A 23584-nucleotide genomic window follows, 5' to 3' on the forward strand; every position below is an offset into this window, starting at 1 on the left:
ACGCTGCCGGTGGTCAAGTACGAGAAGACCCGCAAGTTCCCGCTGCTCAAGCGCAAGAAGTAGCAGCGCGGCAACGCGCATCAGGCCCGGAACCGGTATCACCGGTTTCGGGCCTGATGAGTTAATGAGCAGGTGGTGAGCTTGATTACCAGTTAATGCCCCGGTGTTTCCTTGGTGCTAGCGTTAAATCAGCAGGGCAGGCAGGATTACCGCCGCCTTGCCGGTTTATTCACTGACCATGGACGCGAAACCTCATCGAGGACTTCCTGTGGCATCAACGTATTGGGAGAGATTTTCGTGTCCGCCACGCTTCGCCGGGTTGTTTACGTCGTCAGCTATGAGCTCATCGCCATTGTCGCGACCACCTTCGGCCTTTCGCTTCTCGGGTTTTCCGGATCGCATTCATCCACTGTCGCAGTCGTTTCCTCGGCGGTCGCGCTGATCTGGAACTACCTCTTCAACATGATGTTCGACGCGTGGGAGCAGCGGCAGGACAACACCCAGCGCACGCTGCGCCGCCGCATTGCCCACGCGCTGGGCTTCGAGGGCGGACTGGTGGTCATCCTGGTCCCCATCCTCGCGCTCATCCTCGGCGTCACGATTCTTGAGGCGCTGATGCTGGAAGCAGGCCTGCTGGTCTTCTTCCTGATCTACACCTTCGTTTTCGCCTGGGTCTTCGACAAGATCGTCCCGCGCGCCAAGCAGAAGGCAGCCGCGCCGTCCACGGAGCACTGCGCGAGCATGTAGCCGCTGGCTGCCGGCCAAGGCAATCGGCCATCCGGGACTTCCCAGAAGGGAGGTTCCGGATGACCGACTGCTTTAACCTGATGGTGCCTGACCGGATCTCCTAGAACAGATCGCCCAAGGGAACTGACGGATCGGCGAGCTTGGCCGGATCAACGCCCTTCCGGGACAGGATCAGCGCCTTGAAGTCGTCCATGACATCCCAGATGTTCACGTTCATGCAGGCGAGCACCTGGTTCCGGGCATTGACCCAGAACGCCATGAATTCGCGCACTGATGGATCCCCGCGCACGATGATGCGGTCGTAGGATCCGTGGGGCGCGTGCCCGATGTACTCCATACCCAAGTCGTACTGGTCGCTGAAGAAATAGGGCAGCTCCGTGTATTCGGTGCGTGTGCCGGTGATGCTCGCCGCCACGGCGGCCGGCTGGTTCAGCGCCGTGGCCCAGTGCTCCACGCGCACCCGGCGTTCGAGGGCCGGATGGTTGTGGTTCGCGATGTCGCCCACCGCGTAGATGTCCGGATTGCTGCTCTGCAGCGCGGAATCCACCAGCACACCGTTCTCGATTTTCAGCCCGGCGGCCTGCGCCAGCTCGATCTGCGGGGCGACGCCGATGCCGATGACCACCGCATCGGCCGGCACCAGCTCGCCGTCCGCCAGCAGGACCCCGGCGGCCCTGCCGTTCTGGGTGGCGACCTTGGTGATCTTCACGCTGCAGCGCAGGTTGACCCCGTGGTCGGTGTGCAGCGTGGCGAAGTGCGGGGAGATCTCCGGGCCGAGCACCGCCAGCAGCGGCTGCGCGGCTTGCTCCAGGATGGTCACCTCGGTTCCCGCCAGTTGCGCTGCGGCGGCGACCTCGAGTCCGATCCAGCCGCCGCCGATGAGCACCAGCCGCCGGCCGGGCCCGAAGTGCTCGCGGATCGCGGTGGAGTCCTCGACGGTGCGCAGGTAGTAGACGTTCTGAGCGTCGGTGCCGGGCAGCGGCAGGCGGCGCGGGGCGGAACCGGTGGCGAGGATCAGGGTGTCCCAGTCCACTGTGTCCCCGGCCGAGGTCCGCAGCTTCTTGTCCACCGGGTCGAGCGCCACGACGCTGGTTGCCTGCCGGACATTGACGTCGTTGACCGCGTACCACTGCTTGGGGTGCACCAGCGCCTGGTCGAACTCAGACTTGCCCTGCAGGTAGTCCTTGGAAAACGGCGGGCGCTCGTAGGGCAGGTGGTCCTCGCCGGCGAAGATCGTGACCGGCCCCGTGTAGCCCTGCAGCCGCAGGTGCTCTGCGCTCTTTGCCGCGGCCAACCCGCCGCCGACGATCACCAGATGTCCATCGGTGCTCATTGGATGTTCCTTTCACTAGGCGTGCAGCCCGGGCAAAGCGCTGTCGAGCCGGAATCTCAGTTGTTCATCAGGCCGGAGAAGGACAGGAATTCCTGCCGTGCGCCGGCGTTGTCCCGCAGGTGCCCGAGCAGGGCGGAGGTCACCGTGCTGGTGCCCGGGGTGTTGGCCCCGCGCAGGCTCATGCACGAATGCTCGGCGGAGATCACCACTCCGACCGCCCGCGGGCTCAGCACCTTGCGCAGCCAATCGGCGATCTGCTGGGTCAGCAGTTCCTGGGTCTGCGGACGGCAGGCGAAGTGCTCGACGATGCGCGCCAGCTTCGACAGGCCCACGATGCGCTCGCCGGGCAGGGAGCCCACGCCGGCCCGCCCGGTGAAGGGGAGCAGGTGGTGCTAGCACACCGGGCGAACCGGAATATCGCGCAGCACCACCAGCTGGTCGTAGTGCTCCTCGTTGGGGAATGTCGTGAAGGTGAAGTCGCGCGGGGTCAGCATCTGCGCCCAGGCCTGCGCCATGCGGGCGGGGGTGCGCTGCAGATGCACCGCGCCCAGGTCCATGCCCAGTGCACGCAGGAATTCGCCGGCGGCGTGTTCGGCGGCCGCGAGGTCCATTTCCCCGGCCTGATGAGGAGACAGCACCCGGGTGGGCAGGCCCGGAGCCTGCCCATCGAGTTCCGCCACATCGGCCAACGCTTCGCCGAGCTGGTCCACGGAGTTCATCAGGCGTGCGCCTTCCGCTGGCGCGCACCGAAGGGCGGATCGAATTCCGCGGCGAGGCGGGAGAGCGCCAGCGCCGCGACGAGCAGCCCGACATCGCGCAGGGCGACATCCAGCACGCCGCCGAGCAGCAACAGGTTCACGATGATGCCAAGCAGCCACAGGGCAACGATGTAGTTGGCATAGCGCGGCTTGATCGCGATCGCGATGCCTGCGATGATCTCCACCGCCCCGACCAGGTACATCGCCGTGGCCGCCGAGAGCGGCAGCAGCGAGACGACCCACGGGGCCAGGTAGTCCGGCCAGTAGGTCATGACGTTGAAGAACTTGTCCACGCCCATCAGCAGCGGCAGGAGGACAAAACCGATGCGCGAGATCCAGAACGCACCGAACGACGGATCACTGAAGATCCGTGTACCAAAAGTTGCCGGGGCCAGGGACGCAGGGAGACGTCCGCTGTAGGCAGCATTCATGATCACCACCCTCTAAAACTAATGTGTGTGCATCTTAGAATTATCCGCTTAGCCCTATTTGTCAAGATCTATTGTTGATAGAATTCGGTCATGTCGAAGATGCAGAAGCCCATGACCCAGCAAATGCTCAAAACGCTGACGGATCCGGTGCGCCACCGCCTCTTCGACTACGTCCTTTCCCGTAGCGAGCCGGTGAGCCGGGACGAGGCGGCGGCCGCGGCCGGGATCAGCCGCACGCTGGCCGCCTACCACCTGGACAACCTGGGCGAGGCAGGGCTGCTCGCGACCACCTATGCCCGGCTGCAGGGGAAAACCGGGCCCGGCGCCGGCCGTCCGGCCAAGCTCTACGAGCCTGCGCAGCAGGAAATTTCACTGACCGTGCCACCGCGCAACTACCGGCTGCTCGGAAGCCTGCTGGCCACCGCTGCCGCGAGCGATAGCAGCGGCGTCGTGATGGGTGCGCTGCTGGCCGCCGCGCGCAGCGAGGGGATCGAGCTGGGGGAGTCGGGCGAGGACTTGATGCAGCTGCTGCGCGAGCTGGGCTACGAGCCGGTGCAGGAGGAGAACGGCGACATCACCATGGCCAACTGCCCCTTCCACCTGGTGGCCCAGCACCAGACCCAGATGGTCTGCTCGATGAACCAGGAGCTGGTCTCCGGGGTGCTCACCGGATGCCGCTGCGATGGGCGGCGCGCCGAGCTCAGCCCCGCCGAGGGGCGCTGCTGTGTGGTGATCCACCCCGAAGCGTAGGCCCGATGTGCGCGGCGGAGCCCGGCCAGTGGATAGGATGGAAGCATGACTTTACGTGCCGACGGCCGAGGCGCCGCGCAACTTCGAGACATTACCATCACCCGCGGCTGGTCCGCCCAGGCCGAAGGCTCGGCCCTGATCGAATTCGGCAACACGCGCGTGCTGTGCACCGCGTCGTTCACCGAAGGCGTGCCGCGCTGGCTGAAGGGCGAGGGCACCGGCTGGGTCACCGCCGAATACGCCATGCTCCCGCGTGCCACCAACACCCGCAACTCCCGCGAATCGGTTAAGGGCAAGCTCTCCGGACGCACCCATGAGATCTCCCGCCTGATCGGCCGCTCGCTGCGCGCCGTGGTGGACACCAAGCAGCTGGGCGAGAACACCATCGTGCTCGACTGCGACGTGCTGCAGGCCGACGGCGGCACCCGCACCGCCGCGATCACCGGCGCCTATGTGGCGCTGGCCGAGGCCATCGAGTGGGCCCGCTCCCAGGGCATCCTGAAGCAGAACGCCAAGGTGCTGACCGACTCGGTCGCCGCCATCTCGGTGGGCATCATCGACGGCACTCCGATGCTTGACCTGCCCTACGAGGAAGACGTGCGCGCGGAGACCGACATGAACGTCGTGGTCACCGGCTCCGGCGACTTCGTCGAGGTGCAGGGCACCGCCGAGGGCGCGCCGTTCAAGCGCGCCGAGCTGGACGCGCTGCTGGACCTCGCCCTGGGCGGCACCAACGAGCTCGCGCAGATCCAGCGGGAGACCCTGCGGGCCGCCCAGTGAGCGCGCCCGTGCTGGTCCTGGCCTCGCACAACGCCGGCAAGCTGCGCGAACTGCGCGAGCTGCTGCGCGGCAAGGTTCCGGGGCTGGACGTCGACACCCAGGTGATCGACGCGGCCGCCGCCGGGGCCAGCGACCCGGTCGAGGACCAGGTCACCTTCGCCGGCAACGCGCTGAAGAAGGCCCGCGAGGTCGCCGCCTCCAGCGGGCTGATCGCGCTGGCCGACGACTCCGGGCTGAGCGTCGACGTGCTGGGCGGCGCCCCGGGCATCTTCTCCGCCCGCTGGTCGGGCGTGCACGGCGACGACGAGGCGAACATCGACCTGCTGCTGGCGCAGCTGGGGGACATCGCCGCCGAGCACCGCGCCGCGCAGTTCGTCTGCGCCGCCGCGCTGGCCACCCCGGCCGGTGCCGAGCACGTGGAACTGGGCACCTCGGCCGGAGTGCTGCGCACCCAGCGCGCCGGATCCCACGGCTTCGGCTACGACCCGATCTTCGAACCCGAGGGCTCCGGCAAGACCATGGCCGAGCACACCCCCGAGGAGAAGAACGCGATCTCGCACCGGGCCCGCGCGTTCGCCGCGCTGCTGCCGGTGATCATCGACGAGGTGACCAAGGCGCTCGCCGCCCGCTAGCTTCTGGATGATTAAATGGCTTTTCGCAATTACGGGTGTATACCGGTCTGAACCCATCAGACTCCAACAAGGACCTCGCGACATAGTTCGCGAGGTTCCTGAACCCCAACGCCGACCCACGAAGATGCTCCAACCGGCCACTGATCGCCTCGATCTGCCCATTCGACGATCCCAGATGATCAAAATACGCCAGGATGTCCCTCGCCCGCTTCGTCAACGTGGACGCCAACGACTTCACCTCAACCAGACTATCCGGGAAGGTCTTGGTCAGGTCATGAATCAGCTCCCTCAACAGGATCTTCCCCGCAGCCGGTGAAGGGGCCCGATAGGCGGCCACCATCCGCTGATATACCTTCCAGGTCGCTTCCACGACCCGATGGCCAAGTGCCGCAAACAACGTCTGCAGCTGACCTTTCCCACGCTCGCTGAGCAGTTCCTCACCGGTGAGCAGGGTCTTGCGTGCCCGATACAAGGGATCCTTGGTCCTGCCTCGCCGGCCCAGCGTTTCATGCTGGATCCGCTGCCGGGCCTTCTCCGCCGCGGTGCCGGCCAGCTTGACCACATGGAACGAGTCCATCACTTCCACCGCGTGGGGCAGTTCTTTGGCCGCGGCGGTCTTGAAGCCGGTGAACCCGTCCATCGCCACGATCTGCACCCCGGCCCGCCAGGCAGGGTCCCGCTCTTGCAGCCAGGACTTGAAGACCTGTTTGGACCGTCCCTGGATCATGTCCAATAGGAGTGCCGGACCGCGTTGCTCCTGCACAGGGGTCAAATCAATGATCACGGTGACGTACTTGTCTCCGTGGCGGGTATGCCGCCACGCGTGTTCATCCACCCCGATCACGCTGACCTTGTCGAAGCGAGCAGGGCTGTTGATCAGCACGCGCTGTCCTTCGGCCAGCACCGTGTGGTTCGCGGTGTTCCACGAAACGGCCAGCGATTCAGCGACCCGGGCCATGCTCAAGTGCTGGCACACGATGCCCTTCAAGGCCCAGCGCAGCCCTCCGCGGGAGATCTTCGCTTTCGGTTCAGCGACTAGGCGTGTGTCCTGCACCCATACGTGCTTGCAGGTGGCGTAGCGGTAGCGGCGGACCCGGATGGCCAGGATGGTGGGACGCCACCCGAGCGGTGCGTGGGACAGCCGGCGGATTCGGGTGTCTCGCGGGGTGCCTTGGGCACCGCACCGGTGGCAATAGGTGTCGTCGTGGATGACTTTGCATTCGATGACCGCGCGGGCCGCGGTGATCTGCTGGCCGGTGGCGGTCAGTCCGAGCTCGTCCAGGCCGCAGAAGGTCGTCAAATCCGGGGTGCAGTAAGTAGCATTGAGCATGGCCGAGAGCTTTCGACGGTGTTGGTGTAGGAGCTTTCATTCTCGTGAAGCTCTCGGCCTTTCCATGCCGTGACACGCTACCTGATGTCCGGTATTGGATGGGGCTGTTGCACCTTAGATTGCGAAGCGTCGCCTACGTTCTGCCGTCTCGGCCAAGAATAAAACTGATCGCTATGGTGCGGCGCCCAATGTTCCGAGGGTGAAGGATACTGTGCAGGTGATCCGGTATGCCCCAGAAGGAACGCAGGTGGTTGTTGCAAGCGCGCACAGTGTTTCTAAATCCAAAAACTCGGTTCTTAGCCGGGATGACCAGAGAGCAGTTTGGCGCTATATTTTAGAAAACGTCGACATATGATTGATCAGTTGTCGGTGCTCGTGAGATTATCGCCTCATGACTCTCTCACCTGACCAAATCATAGCCAAGGAAGCCTTCAACAAATTCAGAACTGAAAATTATCCATCGCTGTCTGAAGCACATGCTTTCGAAAGGTTTTCAGCAGACTTGGAACTCAGGCATCATGGCGTAACTGGGTCCGACTTAGAACAAGGACTTGTTGCAACGAAGAATGATGGAGGTATCGATGGTTTTTACATACTCCTAAACAAGACTGAGCTCTTGACCCCAGATTCGATTCGAATTTCCCGAAAAGCCAAAGCTCTCGACGGCATTCAGCATGGATTGACCGTAGACGTCTACTTGATTCAAGCGAAAAATGAAACCAAGTGGGATACAAATGTTTTTACGAAAATTCGGAGCACACTCGAAGCAATATTCGATGACAAGGTGACTGAAAAGAGCCTCCGAGAATTCCCTCTCAATGACAATGTTGTTGAAATGGCAAAGACTTGGCGAGCTGCTCGGCGTAAACTTGCTGAGTTCGCTCCGGTGTATAACTTTCATGTTTTGTATGTTTCGTTTGGTGAGCAACGGCGTGTCGAAAATTACATGAAGACAAAATCGAAGCAACTGAAAGACTGGCTGAGCAGTAGACTTCCCACTGGAAGCCGTGTCACGGTTGATCATGTTGGAGACGTCGAGATTGTCAAACGGGTGCGCAAGACTGTGGAATCCAAGGCAATGCTGAAGCTTGCCAAGCACCCCATGCGCGATGGCAAATCACTTGTTGGTCTTATCTCAATTAAGGAGTACATAAAGTTCCTAAGGCAGCCGAAGTCCAAAATCATCCGTGACGAGCTCTTCGCGACCAATGTCCGAGACTACGCAGGTTCAAATATTAGGGTAAATAATGCGATCGCGGGAACGCTGTCGCAGAACTCCAGCTCCAACTTTTGGTGGCTCAACAACGGGATCACCATCATTGCGGACAAAATGAATGATCCGGTCGAGTTCGAATGGCTTTTGGTGAACCCGCTCATTGTCAACGGGTTGCAAACATCTCATGTCATACACGAGCAGGAACTTAGTGGAAATATAACTTCCTCACGTTTGAATCAGCTAGTTCTGGTTAGAGTGATCTCAGAATCTGACCCCGAAGTTCGCGAATCCGTCATCAATGCTACAAATAATCAGACGGCAATTGCTGGCTTGCAGTTGCACGCAAACGATGAGAAACAGATCCGCATTGAAGAGTACCTCAAAGCGCATGACTGGTACTACGAGCGCCGCCGGCATCAGTATCGAGGCCGAGCAATCTCTGCGGCAAAAATACGAACGCCCACTGATCTGGCACAGGCTGTGATGGCATACCGTCTTGCCCTACCGGATACTGCTCGTGCTCGGCCCAATACTCTCCTGAGCAAAGCTTCTGGCTGGGACAAAATATTTGCGGACTCCATACCAGAAATAATCTATTTAAAGGCCCTCGAAACGACCAAAGCAGTTGCCGCGTATCTTCAAACGGATGATGCAGCCAAGATTTCTGACGATATTACGAATGTCCGGTACTACCTGGTATTCGCTTATGCGCTTTACTCGTCGGGAGTTACCAAAATTGTTGATTTCGAATCTGTTCCGGATAATGCCTTGAAGTCTGCGCCGAACTCAGCAGACCTTGCAAAACTACATCAAATAATAATAGATGAAGTTACGAAGCTTGCTAATAAGGGTCTCGCCGCTGATCGAATCTATAAGGGTTCTGAACTGAAAGGCCTTGTATCCCAACGTGTTTTATTAGAAAATTCAAAGAACGCTAGTGGTGGGACTGCTTGATTCGGTTTGAGGCCATATTAAAGGAATGAACAAGGTCGATGCTGGCATTGGCCTGGCTACGCAAGACAATCATCACTTTGAAGTCGTTGGCCGTCTATGAGCGCCAGTCTTTCTGGCCCATGGGGCCGCCCTTTAGAGTCCACTTGTTCCTCCTGCAATACAGCATTGCTCCGACGGCCAAAATCTGAAAGCGACGTTGGAACACGGGTGGTAGGGCTGAGAACCCTGGGAGGCTTCATTCATGTGACGCGCTCACTACGCCTGCAGACCGACCTGTGAATCGTCCTGGGTGTCATGCCGTTCCTTTTCGTGAGGATTGGAGGCATGCCCAAGTGGAACACCCAAGCTGAATATCTGAGCAGAAAAACTGCGTCGGTGGGTTGTTCAAGCCCACTTCGATGCTGGCGACCGAACCGGACCCGCTAGTGAAGAACCTCCTGCGATCAACGTAGCCGCCGCCCGCTAGCAGCCGGCCGCCACATCACAATCCGGCATCCTTCCGCCTCGCAGCGGCGGGATGCCGGATTTTTTCCTGCCCCTGGATGGTTCAGGACTGGCTGGAGTCGGGGTCCGCCGTGTTTTGCGTCGCCTCGTCCTGCCGGGAACCTCGCTGCGGAGCCTGCCTCGGAACCAGACCCGGCGCCTGGCCCGCGCCCGAGCCGGTGTCCTTGGTGAAGTAGGCGCTGATCGCTTCCGCCTCCGATGCCACCGTATCCGCGTCGACCAGGTCTCCGGCCTGGCTGGTGAGCAGCGCGCTCCAGGTGTCCAGGATCTGCTGCGCCGCCCCCGAATCGTAGAGCTTCGCGGTCAGTTTGGTTTTCGCCTGTTCGACCTTGGCACTGAAGTCCGTGTTGGCCAGGAACCGGGTGACCAGCGGATTGTCGTTCGCTGCGCGCGGGCGCCCTGCCTGGAGATCGCCCTGCGCCCCGGGGTCGGCAGATCCGCCTGCGTCCTGATGCCCGGGGCGCTGCCCGTCCTGCGGTGACAGGCCGGCGGGCATCTCGCCCTTGGCCAGCTGCTGCAGCACCTGCAGCAAGGTGGTGTCCCCGGTGAGCTTCATGCCTTCGGGCAGGGCCGCGCCCTCGGGCAAGATTCCCTGCGTGATCTGCGCCGTCGCCGCCTGCACATCCGCGCCGGCGGGAAGGAAGCGTTCGAGCATCGCGTCGGTCCCCGGGCCGCTCCCGACTGGGCCGTCGGCGTCGCCGCGAGCACCGCCCATGCCACCCATGCCGCCGAAGGACAGGTTCTGGTCCCACGCGACCACGGTCATCGTGCCGCTGGAGGTGTCGTAGCGCAGGAACGAGTTGTTGCCCGGCCCGTCGATGTCATCGGAATTCGCGACCAGGTCCTGCATCGCAAGATAGGTCGCGAACTGGTCGACGTCCAGGTGCTCGGCCAGCTGCGCGGCGAAGTCCGCGTCGGAGGAGTTGTTCACGAAGTCCAGGAAGTCGGCGATCGGCGTCAGGTCCTCGGCCCCTGACTCCACGCTGAAGGCGCTGTCGTAGTCGCTGCCGCTGGCGCCTCGGTAGGAGTAGTCGCCGCTGGAATCGGCCTTGTAGGTGATGCCTTCGCCGGTGAACACCGCCGCGCTGTACAACTCATCGGAGGGATTGTCGATGACCAGCCGGAGCTGGGCCGCGGAGCCGTTCAGCGTGAACCGGGTGGCCGCCGCCTGCTCGGTGGCCAGCCCCGCCTCGCCGAGCAACGCCAGCGCCACTGCCTCGTTCAGCGAGGTCTGCGAGGTGTTGGTGCGCACCACGAACTGCGTGCGGCCCGCGTAGCTCTGGCCATCGACGAATTTGTCCAGCCGGATCTGCCAGGGCAGGTCCTGCGGGTCCGAACCGGTGTCCGCCTGGCGCAGCGTGGAATTGCCCTTCAGCCGCAGGCCGGCGTTCTGGAATACGGTGCCGTCGATGGTGACGGTTGCGCTGATCCATTCCTTGGACTGCTCCGACTCATAGGCCTCCAGCGCTGCGGCCACGTCCTGCTCGTCGGCCTCGACGCTGATCTCGTGCACCGAGTCGCTGTTGAAGAAGCTCGCGGTCTCGGCGCTGACCTGGGTGTTGACGATGCCGTCGGTGGCCTGGGCGCCGGGGACCGGGCTGCAGCCGGCCAGCGCCATGGCGGCGATGGACAGTGTCGCGGCCATGGTCATCAGGTTGCGGGCGCCGCGCCGGGGACCGTCGGGGGCGGAATGCGTGAATTTGTCGCGGGGATACATGTTCCGTGCTCCTAGTCCTGGAGGGAAAACTCGGTGGTGATCTTGTATTTGGTGCTCTGGTGCCAGCGGTTCGCCGGGAGTCTGGCGTGCAGCAGGCCCATTGCGGTGGCGAACTTGGAGATGCGCGAGGGGCGCACCCCGTGGCGCCACAGCAGCCGGTCGACCTGCCCGGCATTCAGCGCCGACTTGGTCTCCAGCACCACCTCGTTGCAGCGCAGCAGGCCGCCCCCGAGCGGATCGGCCCAGCGCAGCTGCTCGTCGATCGTGACGCGGCTGCCGGATTCGGCCCGGTAGAGGGTGGTGCGCCGGTAGGAGGACTCGATGACCGGTGCGAGCAGTTCCACGTCGATTCGGCAGTCGCCCAGTTCGTGCTCCAGCGTCTGCCGGACGTAGTCGCGGGCTTCGGCGTCCAAATTGCTGCGTTCAGCCGGGTTGTGTTCGATGCGCTCCTTGACCGTCTGCTCCCGTGCGCCTTCGGTCTTGACTTCCAGGAAACAGGCTCCGGTGTCCAGGTAGCTTCGGGTGCGGACCTTGAAGCGCCGCCGCCGCGGGTGGGCCGCGAGGTGGAAGCTGGCCAATTCGGGGGTGTCGAAGTAGACCGACGAGTACCTGAAACTGCGCAGCTGGTCGATCTGCAGCACCTGGGCCCCGGCGGCCAGCACCGGGAGCAGCTGACCTGCTTGCGCTGCGGTGAGGATGTACTTGCGGTCGACACGGGTTTGCAGCGCCGCGTTGTCGTTGAGCTCCTCCAAGGTGATGGAGGGAAGCTGATGGACCCAATCCGTGGCGGTTTCCCGGTTCATCGCGACTCCTGGGAGATGACTTCGTGGTTTTCGGCGGTCAGTGCGGTGCCGGCCGGCTTCGTGCGCGGCAGCGGCGGAACGGGTCTGGCCGAAGCAGGGCCGCCAAGCCCGCTGGACGGCGCGGCGGCGGAGAAGCGGACCTTGACGATCGTTTTGTCATTGACCAGGTCCACCTGCTGCACCGTGCACTGGTGGATCCGGGCACCGGGAAGCACCGAGGACAGATAGGCGTGCAGCTCCTCGTCGCCGCCCACGGCCCGGTCCAGGACGATTTCCTGGTGTCGGTAGCGGGGCAGCACCTTGGAGCCGTCGGCGGCGAACATGACCAGCAGGATCAGCGTGATCAGCGCGATCGGCAGCCACAGCGGATCCGGGGCCATGCCCGCAATCAGGCCAATGGCCAGGGCGCAGAAGTAGTAGGCGATCTCATGCTGCTCAAGCTCGGTGGAACGCAGGCGGATGATCGACAGAACGCCGAACAGGCCGAGTCCCATGCCGATGCCGACGGAACTGCCGGATAGGGCCGCGGCCACGGCGAAAACGCCGATGTTGATGCCGAAGTAGGACACCACCAGATCGCGTCGTCGATGCCGGGGCAGGTAGAGGCCGATGGCCAGCACCGCGATGGCTACCAGGTCCACGGCGGCGAAAAGCAGGATATTCATGGGGTTTCTTCCTTGGAGGGGACGTTGGGGAGGGGCGCTTTCAGCTTTGTACCAGTGACTGTGTGCTTTCTTTGGCTGCCTCCTGAAACACCTAAGGCGCAGGTCAGATGCGGGTCAACGGGCTTCCGGCGGAGCTTTTTGCTGTGAATGGAATCGCTGGATTTCCGCGGGAATCCGGGCGTTGGACGACTTTGCTTGAGCAAGCAGTTTGAGAATTCTTAGAATCTATTCGCCCCGAGGTATTGCGTCACCATTGCCAAGGTCCTATGGTTAGTTACATGAGTAATGAACCCACTAAGTAAGGTGTGGGATCGGGCGTGGAGAGGAGCAAAGATGATCGATGATTCCAAGCCGATCTTCATGCAGATTTCCGAACTGATCGAAAACGACATCATTTCCGGAACCCTGCCCGAAGAGTCGCAGGTTCCATCCACCAACGAGTTCGCCGCCTTCTACCGGATCAACCCGGCAACCGCCGCCAAGGGCATCAACAGGCTGGTGGAAGAGGGGCTTTTGTACAAGAAAAGGGGCATCGGAATGTTCGTCGCCCAGGGCGCGCCGGCCAAGCTGCGCAGCAGCCGCCGGGAACACTTCGCCAAACAGTTCGTCACCCCCTTGACCGCCGAAGCGGCCAAGCTCGGGATCGAAATGGATGAACTGATTGCCATGATCAAATCAACCTCGGCCGGTTAACACCGCCGGACTTAGAAGCACAGGCAGGAATGAGCCATGAGTGAAACACCAGCCATCACCACCCGGGACCTGGCCAAGACCTACAAGGATGTCAGGGCGCTGGATGGGGTCAGCCTCAATCTCGCGCCGAACCGGATCTACGGGCTGCTCGGACGCAACGGAGCGGGCAAAACCACGTTGATGTCCATCCTCACCGGGCAGAACTTCGCGGACCGGGGCACGGCTGAAATTTTCGGGCACACGCCCTTTGAGCATGACCCCACCTTGGCGCGGCTGTGCTTCATCCGCGAATCGCAGAAGTACCCTGACGATTTCAAGGTCCGACAGGCATTCAGCGCCGCGGCTATCTTCTTCGAGAACTGGAACGAGCAGCTCGCCCAGGACCTGGTGAAGGCCTTCAACCTTCCGCTCAATCGGCGGATCAAGAAACTCTCGCGCGGCCAGCTTTCCGCGGTGGGCGTGATCATCGGGATGGCTTCGCGTGCCGAGATCACCTTTTTCGACGAGCCCTACCTGGGACTGGACGCCGTGGCCCGGCAGATCTTCTACGACCGCCTGGTCGAGGACTTCGCGCAGCACCCGCGCACCATCGTGCTCTCCAGCCACCTGATCGACGAGGTCGCCAACCTGCTGGAGCACGTGATCGTGATCGACCAGGGCAGGATCATCATCGATTCCGAGGCCGAGGATCTGCAGGGCGCGGCCGTCACCGTCACCGGCAGCGCCCAGAAGGTCGAGGAATTCATCGCCGGCTACCCGGTCATCCACCGCGATGCACTGGGCTCGCTGGCCAGTATTTCCATCCGCGCCCGGCTCACCGCCGAACAGCGCGAACGGGCGCAGATCCTGGGGCTGGAACTCAGCCCCGTATCGCTGCAGCAGCTGGTGGTCCGCAGCACGCTGAGCTCCCAATCGGACCGGGAACAGACTACCGAGAGGCAGGCCATCAAATGAGCCGCATCATGAAAGTCGCACGCATGCAACTGATCAACAAGTGGACGTTCATCGGCATCCCCCTGATCGTGCTGGCCGGATCGTTCCTGTTCACCCTGGCCGTCTGGTACTTGGTACGCCGCGGCGGAGGCGAAGGAACCCTCTACGGCGGAGGTGCCCAGGCGCCCATGTGGTACTTCCTGGCCCTCGGCATCCAGGCCCTGACGCTCACCTTCCCGTTCGCGATGGCCATGAGCGTCTCGCGGCGCAGCTTCTACCTGGGAACTCTCGCGCTGTTCGGCGGCTGCGCCATGGTGCTGGCAGTCTTCTACTACCTGATGGGCCTGCTGGAGGAGGCCACCGGTGGCTGGGGAGTGGACGGCCGGTTCTTTGCCCTGCAGTGGATCGCCGAGAACAACTGGCTGACGCAGATCCTGTTCTACTTCATGCTCACGGTGCTGCTGTTCATGGTCGGCTTCTACGCCGCGACGCTGTACATGCGCTGGCGGACCACCGGAGTGCTGGTCTTCACCATCGGACTGGGGCTTGCCCTGCTGGGAACGGTTGCGCTGATCACGCTGACCGAAAGCTGGCCCGAGGTCGGCCGCTGGCTGGCAGGCTGGACCGCGGCGGGGGTCACGGCACTCGGCGCAGGACTGGCCGTCCTGCTGGCGGGATCGTCCTACCTGACCCTGCGCAAGGCCACCATCTAGGGCACGGGAGACGAAGTCCTGGAGATACGGCGGACCGGGAAGCCTGCGCGGAATGCGGCAGGATCCCGGTCCGCCGTTGCCATGCCCGCTCGTCGTGCGGCCATGTGAGACGCCTTGCGGGGTGGATGTGAAAACCAGAAAGTAGTCGCGGCCCGGCAGGCCGTCCGAATACCGATGAAAACACTGGTCACCACGAAGATGCGGGGATCTGGAGCGGCACCTTGGCAACTCGGCCCGCAACCCGCCCGCCCACGAGAAGGTGCCGCCGGGAGCGCGCCCCACCGGGCCTGCGTCACAGCCAGGAGCTGCAAAGCAGAGTAAACTGTGTGGCGTGGCTTTGGACTTCACTGCAGTAGATTTTGAGACAGCAAACGGATTTATCGGCTCGGCCTGCTCGGTCGGCCTGGTCAAGGTACGCTCCGGGCGCATCGTTGAAACCGAGCAATGGCTCATGAAGCCGCCGGCAGGGTTCGACCATTTCGACCCGCGCAACGTCTCCATCCACCACATCACCGCAGACATGGTCGCCGACGCTCCGCGCGTGGATACGAAGCTGCCCGACCTGCTGGACTTCGCGGGCTCCGACGTGCTCGTGGCGCACAATTCCGCCTTCGACTCCGGGGTGATCCGCGCGGCTTCCGAGGCCAGCGAGCGCCCGGTGCCGCAGATCGCGCACCTGTGCACCGTCAAGCTCTCCCGCAAGGCCTACGACCTGCCCAGCTACTCGCTGCCGTTCGTGGCCGAGGAAGCCGGCCATCCCATCGAGAACCACCACGAGGCGCTCGCCGACTCCGTGGCCTGCGCCTGGGCGATGATCGACATGGCCGAGCGCAGCGGCACCAGCTCGGTGCTGCAGACCGCCGACCACTACCGCGTGGGGCTTGGCCTGACCCAGGCCTGGAACCCGGGCGACGCGCTTTCCCGTGCCACCCGCGACGCGCAGGGCTGGCTTGCCTCCGGCAACCCGCTGCCCCCGCAGGGTGAGTTCGGCAACTGGCCGCAGGAAGGCCCCAACCCGCAGCCGAACCTGGATTCGGATCCCAGCCACCCGCTCTACGGCCAGGTCATCGTGTTCACCGGCAACCTGAGCCTGCCGCGGCCCAAGGCCAAGGAAATGGCGGCCGAGCACGGCGCCCAGTCGGCATCCCGCGTCACCCGCGCCACCACCGCGCTGGTGGTCGGCGACGGCTTCGTCCCGCAGGATCTGGCCACCGGCCGGCTGACCAACAAGGCCAAGCACGTGCTGCGCCTGCGCGAAAAGGGCCAGCGCGTGTCCATCATCTCCGAGGGCGAATTCCTGCAGATGGTCGGCGGTTTCGGGCTGACCGCCTAGGTGCTAGTTCACTGGGAATACCGCTGGTGTTCACCTCCGGCACGCCGCGCAGCTGATAGGTTTGCACTGAACTAGCCGCCGAACGAAGCACTGTGCATGATCGATTTTCTTTCCGAACCGCCGGCAGGTTTTGTCCTGTCGCTGGCGGGACTGCTTTTCGCCGCCTGCCTGGCCATCTTCCTGGCCCGGCGCACCCGCATGGCCCGTTGCGGCGCCTGCATCGCCGGGGCCGCGGTCCTGCTGACCGGCGCTGCAGCGCTGGCCATGCTGTGTCCGCTCTCCTTCCAGGGAGCCGCCTGCGGCATGCCCGCCGGGGCACTGGATCTGGGCGCCGCGGCCGGCGAATGCGGGATCGTCGCCAAAACCGTGTTCGACACCGCGCTGTGGCTGGGCCTGGCCGGAGCCGCCGCAGCGTTCCTCAGCTTCGCCCCGGGACTGCGCACCACGCAGCCGGGAAGCGCCGACCCGCACGGCACGCACGCATAGCAGGCCACCTAAAACAGAACGCCGCACACCCCGAAGGGTGCGCGGCGTTTTTTATCCGGGCTTGGTGCGGGCTAGACGAGCAGCGCCATCCAGCGGTCGTGCAGCTCGGAGATGATGTCATCCAGCGCGCTGGCTGGGCGTTCGCCCACCGCATCCGAGCCGTGGATGGCCGACAGCAGGGCCACCGCGTAGGCGTCGACCTCCGGATCGCGGACCACCTCGGCTTGGGAGGAAGCTGCCGGCATGGCGGCGATGTCCGAGTCCTCCTCGGCCTGCTCCTGCTCGTACTCGGCGAAGTAGGCGTTGTAGGCGTCGACCGGCGACTGGCCGAGCCCCTCGCCGACGCGGGACACGATCTCGCGCAGCGCCTGCGCGGCGGTGCCTTGAAGCGGCTCCAGCAGCTGCTGCCACTCGGCGGCGGCGTCCTCGCCGCGTTCCATGGCGGAGCGGATGATCTTCGCGGCGGCGATGCAGGTCTCGGCGGCCTGGGCGTCGTGGGTGAGGTACGCGGCAGCGCGGGCCAGGGTCGCGGTGGTGCTCACCGGCACGCGCCCGAGCAGCGCGGCGATCGCGGCGCGCGGCAGCACGCCGGTGGAGTCGGCGCCGGGACCTGTCGGGCGCCCGGGCTGGCCCATGTCCTTGGAGTCCAGGCCGGCAAGGTTCAGCGGGTCGCCGGGGTGGATCGTCTCGAAGATCTCCACGCGGGAGAATTCCTCGTCGATCCAGCGGTTCAGCGGCTGCGGGGCGTTGTCCGGGAAGGACCCGGCCAGCTTGTTGTAGCCGCGCAGCGCGGCGAGCCACATGCAGGCGGCTTCGTCGCTGGCCACCCCGTCGTTGGCCCATTCGAGGGCTTCGAGCAGGCCGTCGGCCAGGTAGAGCGGGAGGATTTCGGTGGCACCGGGATCGATGTCGTCGCGGGCGTGGGTTGCGCCGTCGGCCAAGCCGAGCAGGATGGCGAACACCTTGTCTGAGTAGTTCTCTGGCAGGAGTGCAATTTCACCGGTTTCATTCACATCTCCCAGTCTAATGTCCTTTGTGTCGGTGGTTTTGCATAAGGTGGGTTTTATGCGATTGCTTCACACCTCAGACTGGCATTTGGGCCGCACCTTCCACGGCGCTTCGCTGCTTGAATCCCAACGGGCGGTCCTCCAGGAGATCATCGACATCACCCGCGAGCGGAACATCGACGCGGTGCTGATTGCCGGGGACATCTACGACCGGGCGCTGCCCCACGTGGATGCGGTGAAGCTGTGCAACTGGGCGCTGCGCGAGCTGGCCGGCACCGGGGCGCGGATCATCATGACCAGCGGCAACCACGACTCCGCCTCGCGGCTGAACTTCGGCGCGGACCTGCTGGACGCCGCCGGGGTGCACATCATCGCGGATCTCGAGCGCATGCTGCAGCCGGCGGTGCTCGACGCGCCGGACCACCGGGTGGCGATCTACGGCATTCCGTACCTGGAGCCGCGGATGGTCATGGACCAGCTGGGCGTGCAGAAGGCCACCCACCAGGCGGTGGTGGCCGCTGCCATCACCCGCATCGACGAGCACCTCGAACAGCTGCGCGCCGAGGGCACCGCGGTGGTCTGCGTGTCGCTGGCCCACCTGTTCGCCGCCGGGGGAGTCGGCAGCGATTCGGAACGCGAACTGAGCACCGGCAACCTGGACGTGGTCCAGGTGGAGCTGTTCGAGCACTTCGACTATTCGGCCCTGGGCCACCTGCACGGCCGCCAGCAGGTGCGCGAGCATGTGCGCTACTCGGGCTCGCCGCTGGCCTATTCCTTTTCCGAGGCGAACCACAAGAAGGGCGTGTGGATTATCGAAACCGGCCCGCAGGGGATCGCCGGCATCGAGGAGGTGCTGCTGGGTGTCCCGAAGCAGCTGGTGATCCTGCGCGGCGAGCTGCAGCAGCTGCTGGCGGACCCCGAGCTGGAATACGCGGCGGACGCCTGGTGCCAGGTCACGCTCACCGACCCGGAACGCCCTGCCGACGCCATGCAGGCGGTCCGCGGCCGCTTCCCGGACACCGTGGTGCTGAACTTCGACCCGCAGGGAATCGAGGACAAGGACAAGCCGACCAGCTACGCCGAACGGCTGGCCAAGGCAGCCAGCACCGAGGAGGTTGTCCAGGACTTCATCGAGCACGTACGCGAACGCGCCGCCGATGAAGCCGAACGTGACATCCTCCAGTCAGTCATCCAGCGCACCCGAGAGGCACAGGTCAGCCGATGAGAATCCACAAGCTGCAGATCCAGGCGTTCGGCCCGTTCGCCGAAACCGAGGTGGTCGACTTCGACGAGCTCGCCGAGGGCGGGCTGTTCCTGCTCGACGGACCCACCGGCGCCGGCAAGTCCAGCATCCTGGATGCCATCTGCTATGCGCTCTACGGCTCGCTGCCCGGCAACCGCACCGGCAGCCGCCAGATCCGCTCGGACCATGCCGCCGCCGGGCTTGAACCGCAGGTGGTCTGCGAACTGACCATTGGCAGCCGCCGCTTCGAGGTGACCCGCTCCCCGGCGTGGATGCGCCCGGCCAAGCGCGGCAAGAACAAGGTCACCGAGCAGAAGGCAGTGAGCCTGCTGCGCGAATTCACCGGCGGCGCCTGGGAACAGCTCTCCACCCGCAACGACGAGGTCGGGCAGGTGCTCGGCGGGCTGCTGGGGCTTGACCGCGACCAGTTCACCAAGGTCGTGATGCTGCCGCAGGGCGGCTTCGCAGATTTCCTGCGCGCGAAGGCAAAGGACCGCGAGGACCTGCTGGCCAACCTCTTCGACACCAGCGACTATGCCGCCATCGAGGTCGAATTCGCCGCACGCCTGGCCGCCGAGCGCCAGAAGACCGAGGCGCTGGAATCGACGCTGGCCGCCAGTGAGAATGCGATCCGCGCCGACGCCACTGGCTTCCTGGCCGTCCATGAGGTTCTCGAACCGGTTGCACAAACGGGTGGCGGCGCCGAGCCCGCCGTGGACATCGCGGAGGAAATCGGGGACGACCCGGCCGCCGAGGCAATCGGCGTGGAGCAGGAATTCGAGGCCTACCAGCAGCGGATCGTGCGCACCCACCACCGGCTCGCCGACGCCGCAGGCCAGCTGCGCACCAAGCTGTCCGCCGCGCGGGAGCGTTCGGCCAACCTGGCCGAGCAGGTCCGGGTGTTCGCCCGCCGCCAGGAGCTGGCGCAGCTGAAGGCAGCCTACGCCGAACAGCATCCGGCCGCGGAAGCCGCCGGGGAGAAACTCGACCGCGATGCCCGGGCCGTTGCCGTCAAGGCCTACAAGGAGCAGGCCGACCAGGCCGCGCAGAAGCACCGGGCCACGGCCGCTGCCTGGCGCGAGATCCAGGCCAAGCTTGCCAAGGAATGGGATGTCACCGGCCAGGCCGACGCCGACACCCAGCAGCGGCTGGCCAAGCTGCTCAAGGACAACGAAGCGGAGCTGACCCGGGCTAAGGACGCGGCCGCTGAGGAGGCCGGCCGTGCCGGGCTCGTGTCCAAGCTCGACGCGCTCACCGCCCAGGTCGCCGCCCAGCAGAGCGCCAAAACCGCAGCCGATCAGCAGCTTGCCGTCTTGCGCGCCGAACGCGCAGCTCTGGAAGAACAGGATTTGGACCAGGAATCCGCGGCCGCGCTGGTGCAGCAGCTGCGCGAATCCACCCAGCTGCTGGCCAGCCGTCTGGAGCATGCGAAGACCCGCGACAAGCTGGAAAAGACCGTGGCAACGGCCGAATCGGACTTCGCCGCACAAAGCCTGAAAGTTGTCGAGGCTGAAAAGTCGCTGGTTGCGCTGCAGCGCCAGCAGCTGGAACAGAGTGCCCTGCGCTTGGCCGCGGCGTTGGAAGACGGCCAGGCCTGCCTGGTCTGCGGCGCCACCGAGCACCCGAACCCCGCCCAGGCCGATGCCGGAGCGGAGCTGGTCGACGACGAGCAGATCCAGCGGCTCGACGACGCAGTCCGCGCCGAACGCGCCACGCTGGATGCGGCCACCAGCAAACGAGACATCGCCGTCACCAAGTTCGAGGCCGCCAGCGAAGTGGCCGCCGGGCAGCCCGTCGACGTGCTCGGCGAGCAGCTGGCCGCCGGCGCCAAGCAGCTGGAGACCGCCGAGCAGGAACAGGCCCGGATCGCCGCGGTGATCAAAAAAATCGATCTGCTGCGCACCCGGATCGAATCGGAAGCGGAGCGCGCCACGCAGGCAGCGGTGGAGCATGCAGCCGCGGTGAAGGCCGCCGAGGCGCTGGCCGAGAAGCTTGCGGACCTGGATGCCAAGCTGGAGAAGGTCCGCCAGGGCCAAGGCAGCCTGGAGCAGCTGGTCGACAAGCTGCAGCGGGCCGTGGCCGACTACACCCGGGGGCACAACGCCGTCTACCACTATCGCGAGGCCGATGCGGCGGCGCTGAAGGCGGAGAACACCTGGCACACCGAGCGCAAGGCCGCAGGCTTCCCGGATCCGGCCGCCCACGAGGCCGCGCTGCTTCCTCAGGCCGAGCGCGCACAGCTGCGCGCGCTGGCCGCAGCGGATGCCGACCGGGCCAGCTCCATCACCACCCTGGAAGCCTCGGAGGACTGCCGTCGCGCCGCGAAGCTGGCCGCCGAGGGCATCGAGCCTCCCACCGAACTGGATCTCGAACTGGCCGCCGAGTCGGTGGCCCAGGCGGATGCCGATTTCGAGCAGGCCCGCGAGCGCGAAGTGCTGGCGCAGACCACCGCCACCCGGCACGAGCAGTCGGTGGCGGCGCTGGAGGCGCTGCGGGCGGATTCAGGGCCGGTGATCGAGGCCTACCGGCGGCTTCGCGGGCTGGCCGACGTCATCCGCGGCGGGGGAGAAAACCTCTACAAGATGACGCTGAGCACCTACGTGCTCGCCGCGCGCCTGGAGGAGGTAGCAGTGGCCGCCTCCCAGCGCCTGGATGTCATGTCCAGCGGGCGCTACTCGCTGCACCACGACGACTCCAAGCAGGGCAACAACAAGTCGGGGCTCGGCCTGCGCGTGCTGGATGCCTGGACCGGCAAGCACCGCGAAACCCAGACGCTCTCGGGCGGCGAGACCTTCATGGCCTCGCTGGCCCTCGCCCTGGGGCTGGCCGACGTCATCTCGCACCACTCCGGCGCGGTGGACATGCAGACCTTGTTCGTGGACGAGGGCTTCGGCTCGCTGGACGCCGAGACCCTGGAGCAGGTCATGAGCGCGCTGGAGAACCTGCGCGCCGGCGGGCGGACCATCGGCCTGGTCTCGCACGTGGCGGAGATGAAGCAGCGGATCACCAACCGGGTGACGGTGGTGAAGACCCAGCATGGTTCGCGCATCGAACGCGAGGTGCAGCCGCTGGTGTCCATCTAGAACTGGACATGTCCGGTGGGGCTGGCTATGTTGAGGATAGTGCCAATCGGCATATTTGGGCAGATTGTGCGTCGGGGGGTGTGGGACGACGCACGCTTCGTCATGGAGTTGTGTTGTCTCAACATATCTTGTCGCGCGAAAATGCTGAGGAATCCGCGATGAAATCCGGATATTCGGCGCTGGTCCCCATGGTGGGACTGCCATACATTCCGCTGACCTTCCTGGCCCGCCTTCCGCTGGCCATGCTCACCATCGGTTCGATGACCTTGGTCACCGCCAACACCGGTTCCTACGGCCTCGGCGGCCTGGCCGCTGCGATGGTCGGGCTCGGCTCGGCCGTGGGCGGGCCGAGCATCGGCTACCTGGCCGACCGGCGCGGACAGCGTCCGGTGCTGCTGGCCACCGCGGTGCTGCACACCATCTTGCTGGTCACCTTCACGCTGTTCGCCAATTCCGGCTCCGAGCTCGCCGTCGGAACACTGGTCGCCCTGAGCCTGCTGGCCGGCGCCACCGGTCCGCAGGTCGGCCCGATGTCCAGGGTCCGCTGGATCGCCATGTCCCGCAGGCAGAACCAGAAACCCAAGACGCTGACCGCCGCCTTGAGCCTGGAATCCATGCTCGACGAGCTCGGCTTCGTGTTCGGACCGGTGGCGGTCGGCCTGCTGGCCTCGCTGGTCTCCCCGGTGCTTCCGCTGTATCTGGCCGCCGCGCTGACCATCGTGCTCGTGCCGCTGTTCGCCATGCACCGCACCGCCGGGGGTCTGCAGCCGGGAGCCGCCGCCCATTCCGCCGCCAAGGTGAAGATCACCGCGGGACAGGTGGCCGCGATCGGTTCGCTGGTGCTGAGCATGATCGCGCTGGGCACCGTCTTCGGTTCAACCGCCGCCGGCACCCTGGCCTTCGCCGGGGCGCAGGGCGACTCGAACCAGGGCGGCCTGCTCTACGGCGCCATGGGCGTCTCCAGCGCCATCGCCGCGATTTCCGTCGCCGCCTGGCCGCAGGGCTTCAGCCAGATCAGCCGTTGGATCGCCTGCGGCGCCGCGCTGAGCGTGCTCAGCTTCGGGCTGCACGTGGCCGATTCGACCCCCTGGATGCTGGCCGCGTTGTTCGTGGCAGGCTTCGCGGTGGGCCCGGTGATCGTGACCGTGATGACCCTTGGCGGCGAGGTCGCGCCGCCGCAGCGACTGTCCACCGTGATGACCATGCTCTCGGCGGGCATCGTCGTGGGCACCGCCATCGGCAACGGACTGGCAGGCCTGCTGGCCGACTCGCTGGGCTACCTCGGAGCATTCTGGGTCGCCACCGGGGGAGCCTTCGTGATCCTGCTGGCCGGCGTGATCATGAAGGTCCTCGCCTCCCGGGCCGCCTCCCTGAAGCGCGTCCGCTAGGACCTGCAGCTTCACGCACGAACCCGCCGATGGAATTTCCGGATTCCATCGGCGGGTTTGTTTTTCGCGCTCGTATTTCAGCCAG

Annotated in this window: 22 protein-coding genes; 13 read left to right on the top strand and 9 right to left on the bottom strand. The window is 64.7% G+C overall.

The annotated features are described in order from the left end of the window. Nucleotides 1-297 precede the first annotated feature (297 nt). Entirely contained in the window at nucleotides 298-747 is a 450-nt protein-coding gene (locus RF641_RS00675) for a PACE efflux transporter (protein ID WP_113608149.1), read from the top strand. A gap of 100 nt (nucleotides 748-847) precedes the next feature. Here the strand turns inward: RF641_RS00675 and RF641_RS00680 are convergent, their stop codons facing one another. The 4 genes from RF641_RS00680 to RF641_RS00695 are packed head-to-tail and all read right to left on the bottom strand — an operon-like array spanning nucleotide 848 to nucleotide 3269. Then, the gene (locus tag RF641_RS00680) at nucleotides 848-2080 is read right to left on the bottom strand and encodes an NAD(P)/FAD-dependent oxidoreductase (protein ID WP_424572166.1); all 1233 of its coding nucleotides are present in this window, start codon (nucleotides 2078-2080) and stop codon (nucleotides 848-850) included. A gap of 56 nt (nucleotides 2081-2136) precedes the next feature. Continuing rightward, entirely contained in the window at nucleotides 2137-2466 is a 330-nt protein-coding gene (folE, locus tag RF641_RS00685; RefSeq protein WP_424572418.1) for a GTP cyclohydrolase I, read from the bottom strand. A 6-nt stretch (nucleotides 2467-2472) separates the two neighbouring features. Further along, a complete protein-coding gene (locus RF641_RS00690) occupies nucleotides 2473-2799 on the bottom strand; it encodes a GTP cyclohydrolase I (RefSeq protein WP_424572167.1) in 327 nt (108 codons plus the stop codon). Further along, a complete protein-coding gene (locus RF641_RS00695; protein ID WP_424572168.1) occupies nucleotides 2799-3269 on the bottom strand; it encodes a hypothetical protein in 471 nt (156 codons plus the stop codon). The genes RF641_RS00690 and RF641_RS00695 overlap by 1 nt, the downstream gene beginning before the upstream one ends. A 90-nt stretch (nucleotides 3270-3359) precedes the next feature. On the opposite strand from RF641_RS00695, the gene RF641_RS00700 reads away from it, so the two are divergent. The 3 genes from RF641_RS00700 to rdgB are packed head-to-tail and all read left to right on the top strand — an operon-like array spanning nucleotide 3360 to nucleotide 5431. Further along, nucleotides 3360-4019, top strand: coding sequence for a helix-turn-helix transcriptional regulator (locus RF641_RS00700; RefSeq protein WP_424572169.1), 660 nt, complete (start codon nucleotides 3360-3362; stop codon nucleotides 4017-4019). A 45-nt stretch (nucleotides 4020-4064) separates the two neighbouring features. Beyond that, nucleotides 4065-4799, top strand: coding sequence for a ribonuclease PH (gene rph / locus RF641_RS00705; RefSeq protein ID WP_047118770.1), 735 nt, complete (start codon nucleotides 4065-4067; stop codon nucleotides 4797-4799). After that, a complete protein-coding gene (rdgB, locus tag RF641_RS00710) occupies nucleotides 4796-5431 on the top strand; it encodes an RdgB/HAM1 family non-canonical purine NTP pyrophosphatase (RefSeq protein ID WP_424572170.1) in 636 nt (211 codons plus the stop codon). Before rph ends, rdgB begins: the two co-directional genes overlap by 4 nt. On the opposite strand, the gene RF641_RS00715 is transcribed toward rdgB, so the two are convergent. Beyond that, the gene (locus RF641_RS00715) at nucleotides 5394-6761 is read right to left on the bottom strand and encodes an ISL3 family transposase (RefSeq protein ID WP_424572171.1); all 1368 of its coding nucleotides are present in this window, start codon (nucleotides 6759-6761) and stop codon (nucleotides 5394-5396) included. The genes rdgB and RF641_RS00715 overlap by 38 nt on opposite strands. A gap of 391 nt (nucleotides 6762-7152) precedes the next feature. On the opposite strand from RF641_RS00715, the gene RF641_RS00720 reads away from it, so the two are divergent. Beyond that, nucleotides 7153-8931 carry an AIPR family protein gene (locus RF641_RS00720; RefSeq protein ID WP_424572172.1) on the top strand — a complete coding sequence of 593 codons (1779 nt, stop codon included), beginning with the start codon at nucleotides 7153-7155 and terminating at the stop codon, nucleotides 8929-8931. A gap of 547 nt (nucleotides 8932-9478) precedes the next feature. On the opposite strand, the gene RF641_RS00725 is transcribed toward RF641_RS00720, so the two are convergent. From RF641_RS00725 to RF641_RS00735, 3 genes are read right to left on the bottom strand one after another with little or no spacing between them, the layout of a single operon-like run. Further along, nucleotides 9479-11152: a CotH kinase family protein gene (locus RF641_RS00725; protein ID WP_424572173.1), complete on the bottom strand. Its 1674-nt coding sequence runs from the start codon at nucleotides 11150-11152 to the stop codon at nucleotides 9479-9481. An 11-nt stretch (nucleotides 11153-11163) separates the two neighbouring features. Further along, the gene (locus RF641_RS00730) at nucleotides 11164-11955 is read right to left on the bottom strand and encodes a polyphosphate polymerase domain-containing protein (RefSeq protein WP_424572174.1); all 792 of its coding nucleotides are present in this window, start codon (nucleotides 11953-11955) and stop codon (nucleotides 11164-11166) included. Next, complete coding sequence (locus RF641_RS00735) at nucleotides 11952-12620, bottom strand: DUF4956 domain-containing protein (RefSeq protein ID WP_113608139.1); 669 nt, start codon at nucleotides 12618-12620, stop codon at nucleotides 11952-11954. Before RF641_RS00735 ends, RF641_RS00730 begins: the two co-directional genes overlap by 4 nt. A 333-nt stretch (nucleotides 12621-12953) precedes the next feature. On the opposite strand from RF641_RS00735, the gene RF641_RS00740 reads away from it, so the two are divergent. From RF641_RS00740 to RF641_RS00760, 5 genes are all read left to right on the top strand, one after another. Then, nucleotides 12954-13313 (top strand): GntR family transcriptional regulator, encoded by a 360-nt coding sequence (locus RF641_RS00740; protein ID WP_047118773.1) that lies wholly within the window; start codon nucleotides 12954-12956, stop codon nucleotides 13311-13313. 36 nt (nucleotides 13314-13349) lie between these two features. Continuing rightward, nucleotides 13350-14267 (top strand): ABC transporter ATP-binding protein, encoded by a 918-nt coding sequence (locus tag RF641_RS00745; protein ID WP_047118774.1) that lies wholly within the window; start codon nucleotides 13350-13352, stop codon nucleotides 14265-14267. Nucleotides 14268-14275: 8 nt separating this feature from the next. Continuing rightward, the gene (locus RF641_RS00750; protein WP_231735970.1) at nucleotides 14276-14959 is read left to right on the top strand and encodes a hypothetical protein; all 684 of its coding nucleotides are present in this window, start codon (nucleotides 14276-14278) and stop codon (nucleotides 14957-14959) included. Nucleotides 14960-15290: 331 nt separating this feature from the next. Then, a complete protein-coding gene (locus tag RF641_RS00755) occupies nucleotides 15291-16292 on the top strand; it encodes an exonuclease domain-containing protein (protein WP_424572175.1) in 1002 nt (333 codons plus the stop codon). A gap of 96 nt (nucleotides 16293-16388) precedes the next feature. Next, nucleotides 16389-16778, top strand: coding sequence for a hypothetical protein (locus tag RF641_RS00760; protein ID WP_053797806.1), 390 nt, complete (start codon nucleotides 16389-16391; stop codon nucleotides 16776-16778). Nucleotides 16779-16849: 71 nt separating this feature from the next. Here the strand turns inward: RF641_RS00760 and RF641_RS00765 are convergent, their stop codons facing one another. Continuing rightward, entirely contained in the window at nucleotides 16850-17791 is a 942-nt protein-coding gene (locus RF641_RS00765) for an ADP-ribosylglycohydrolase family protein (protein ID WP_424572176.1), read from the bottom strand. Nucleotides 17792-17843: 52 nt separating this feature from the next. Here RF641_RS00765 and RF641_RS00770 point away from each other — a divergent pair, with 52 nt between their 5' ends. From RF641_RS00770 to RF641_RS00780, 3 genes are all read left to right on the top strand, one after another. Next, nucleotides 17844-19010 carry an exonuclease SbcCD subunit D gene (locus RF641_RS00770; protein WP_424572177.1) on the top strand — a complete coding sequence of 389 codons (1167 nt, stop codon included), beginning with the start codon at nucleotides 17844-17846 and terminating at the stop codon, nucleotides 19008-19010. Next, a complete protein-coding gene (locus tag RF641_RS00775; RefSeq protein WP_424572178.1) occupies nucleotides 19007-22111 on the top strand; it encodes an AAA family ATPase in 3105 nt (1034 codons plus the stop codon). The genes RF641_RS00770 and RF641_RS00775 overlap by 4 nt, the downstream gene beginning before the upstream one ends. Before the next feature lie 158 nt (nucleotides 22112-22269). Beyond that, nucleotides 22270-23499 carry an MFS transporter gene (locus RF641_RS00780; RefSeq protein WP_424572179.1) on the top strand — a complete coding sequence of 410 codons (1230 nt, stop codon included), beginning with the start codon at nucleotides 22270-22272 and terminating at the stop codon, nucleotides 23497-23499. The last annotated feature ends 85 nt before the right edge of the window (nucleotides 23500-23584 follow it).

It is taken from the genome of Arthrobacter sp. 'calajunan', from assembly GCF_046940185.1.
GTDB lineage: Bacteria > Actinomycetota > Actinomycetes > Actinomycetales > Micrococcaceae > Glutamicibacter > Glutamicibacter soli.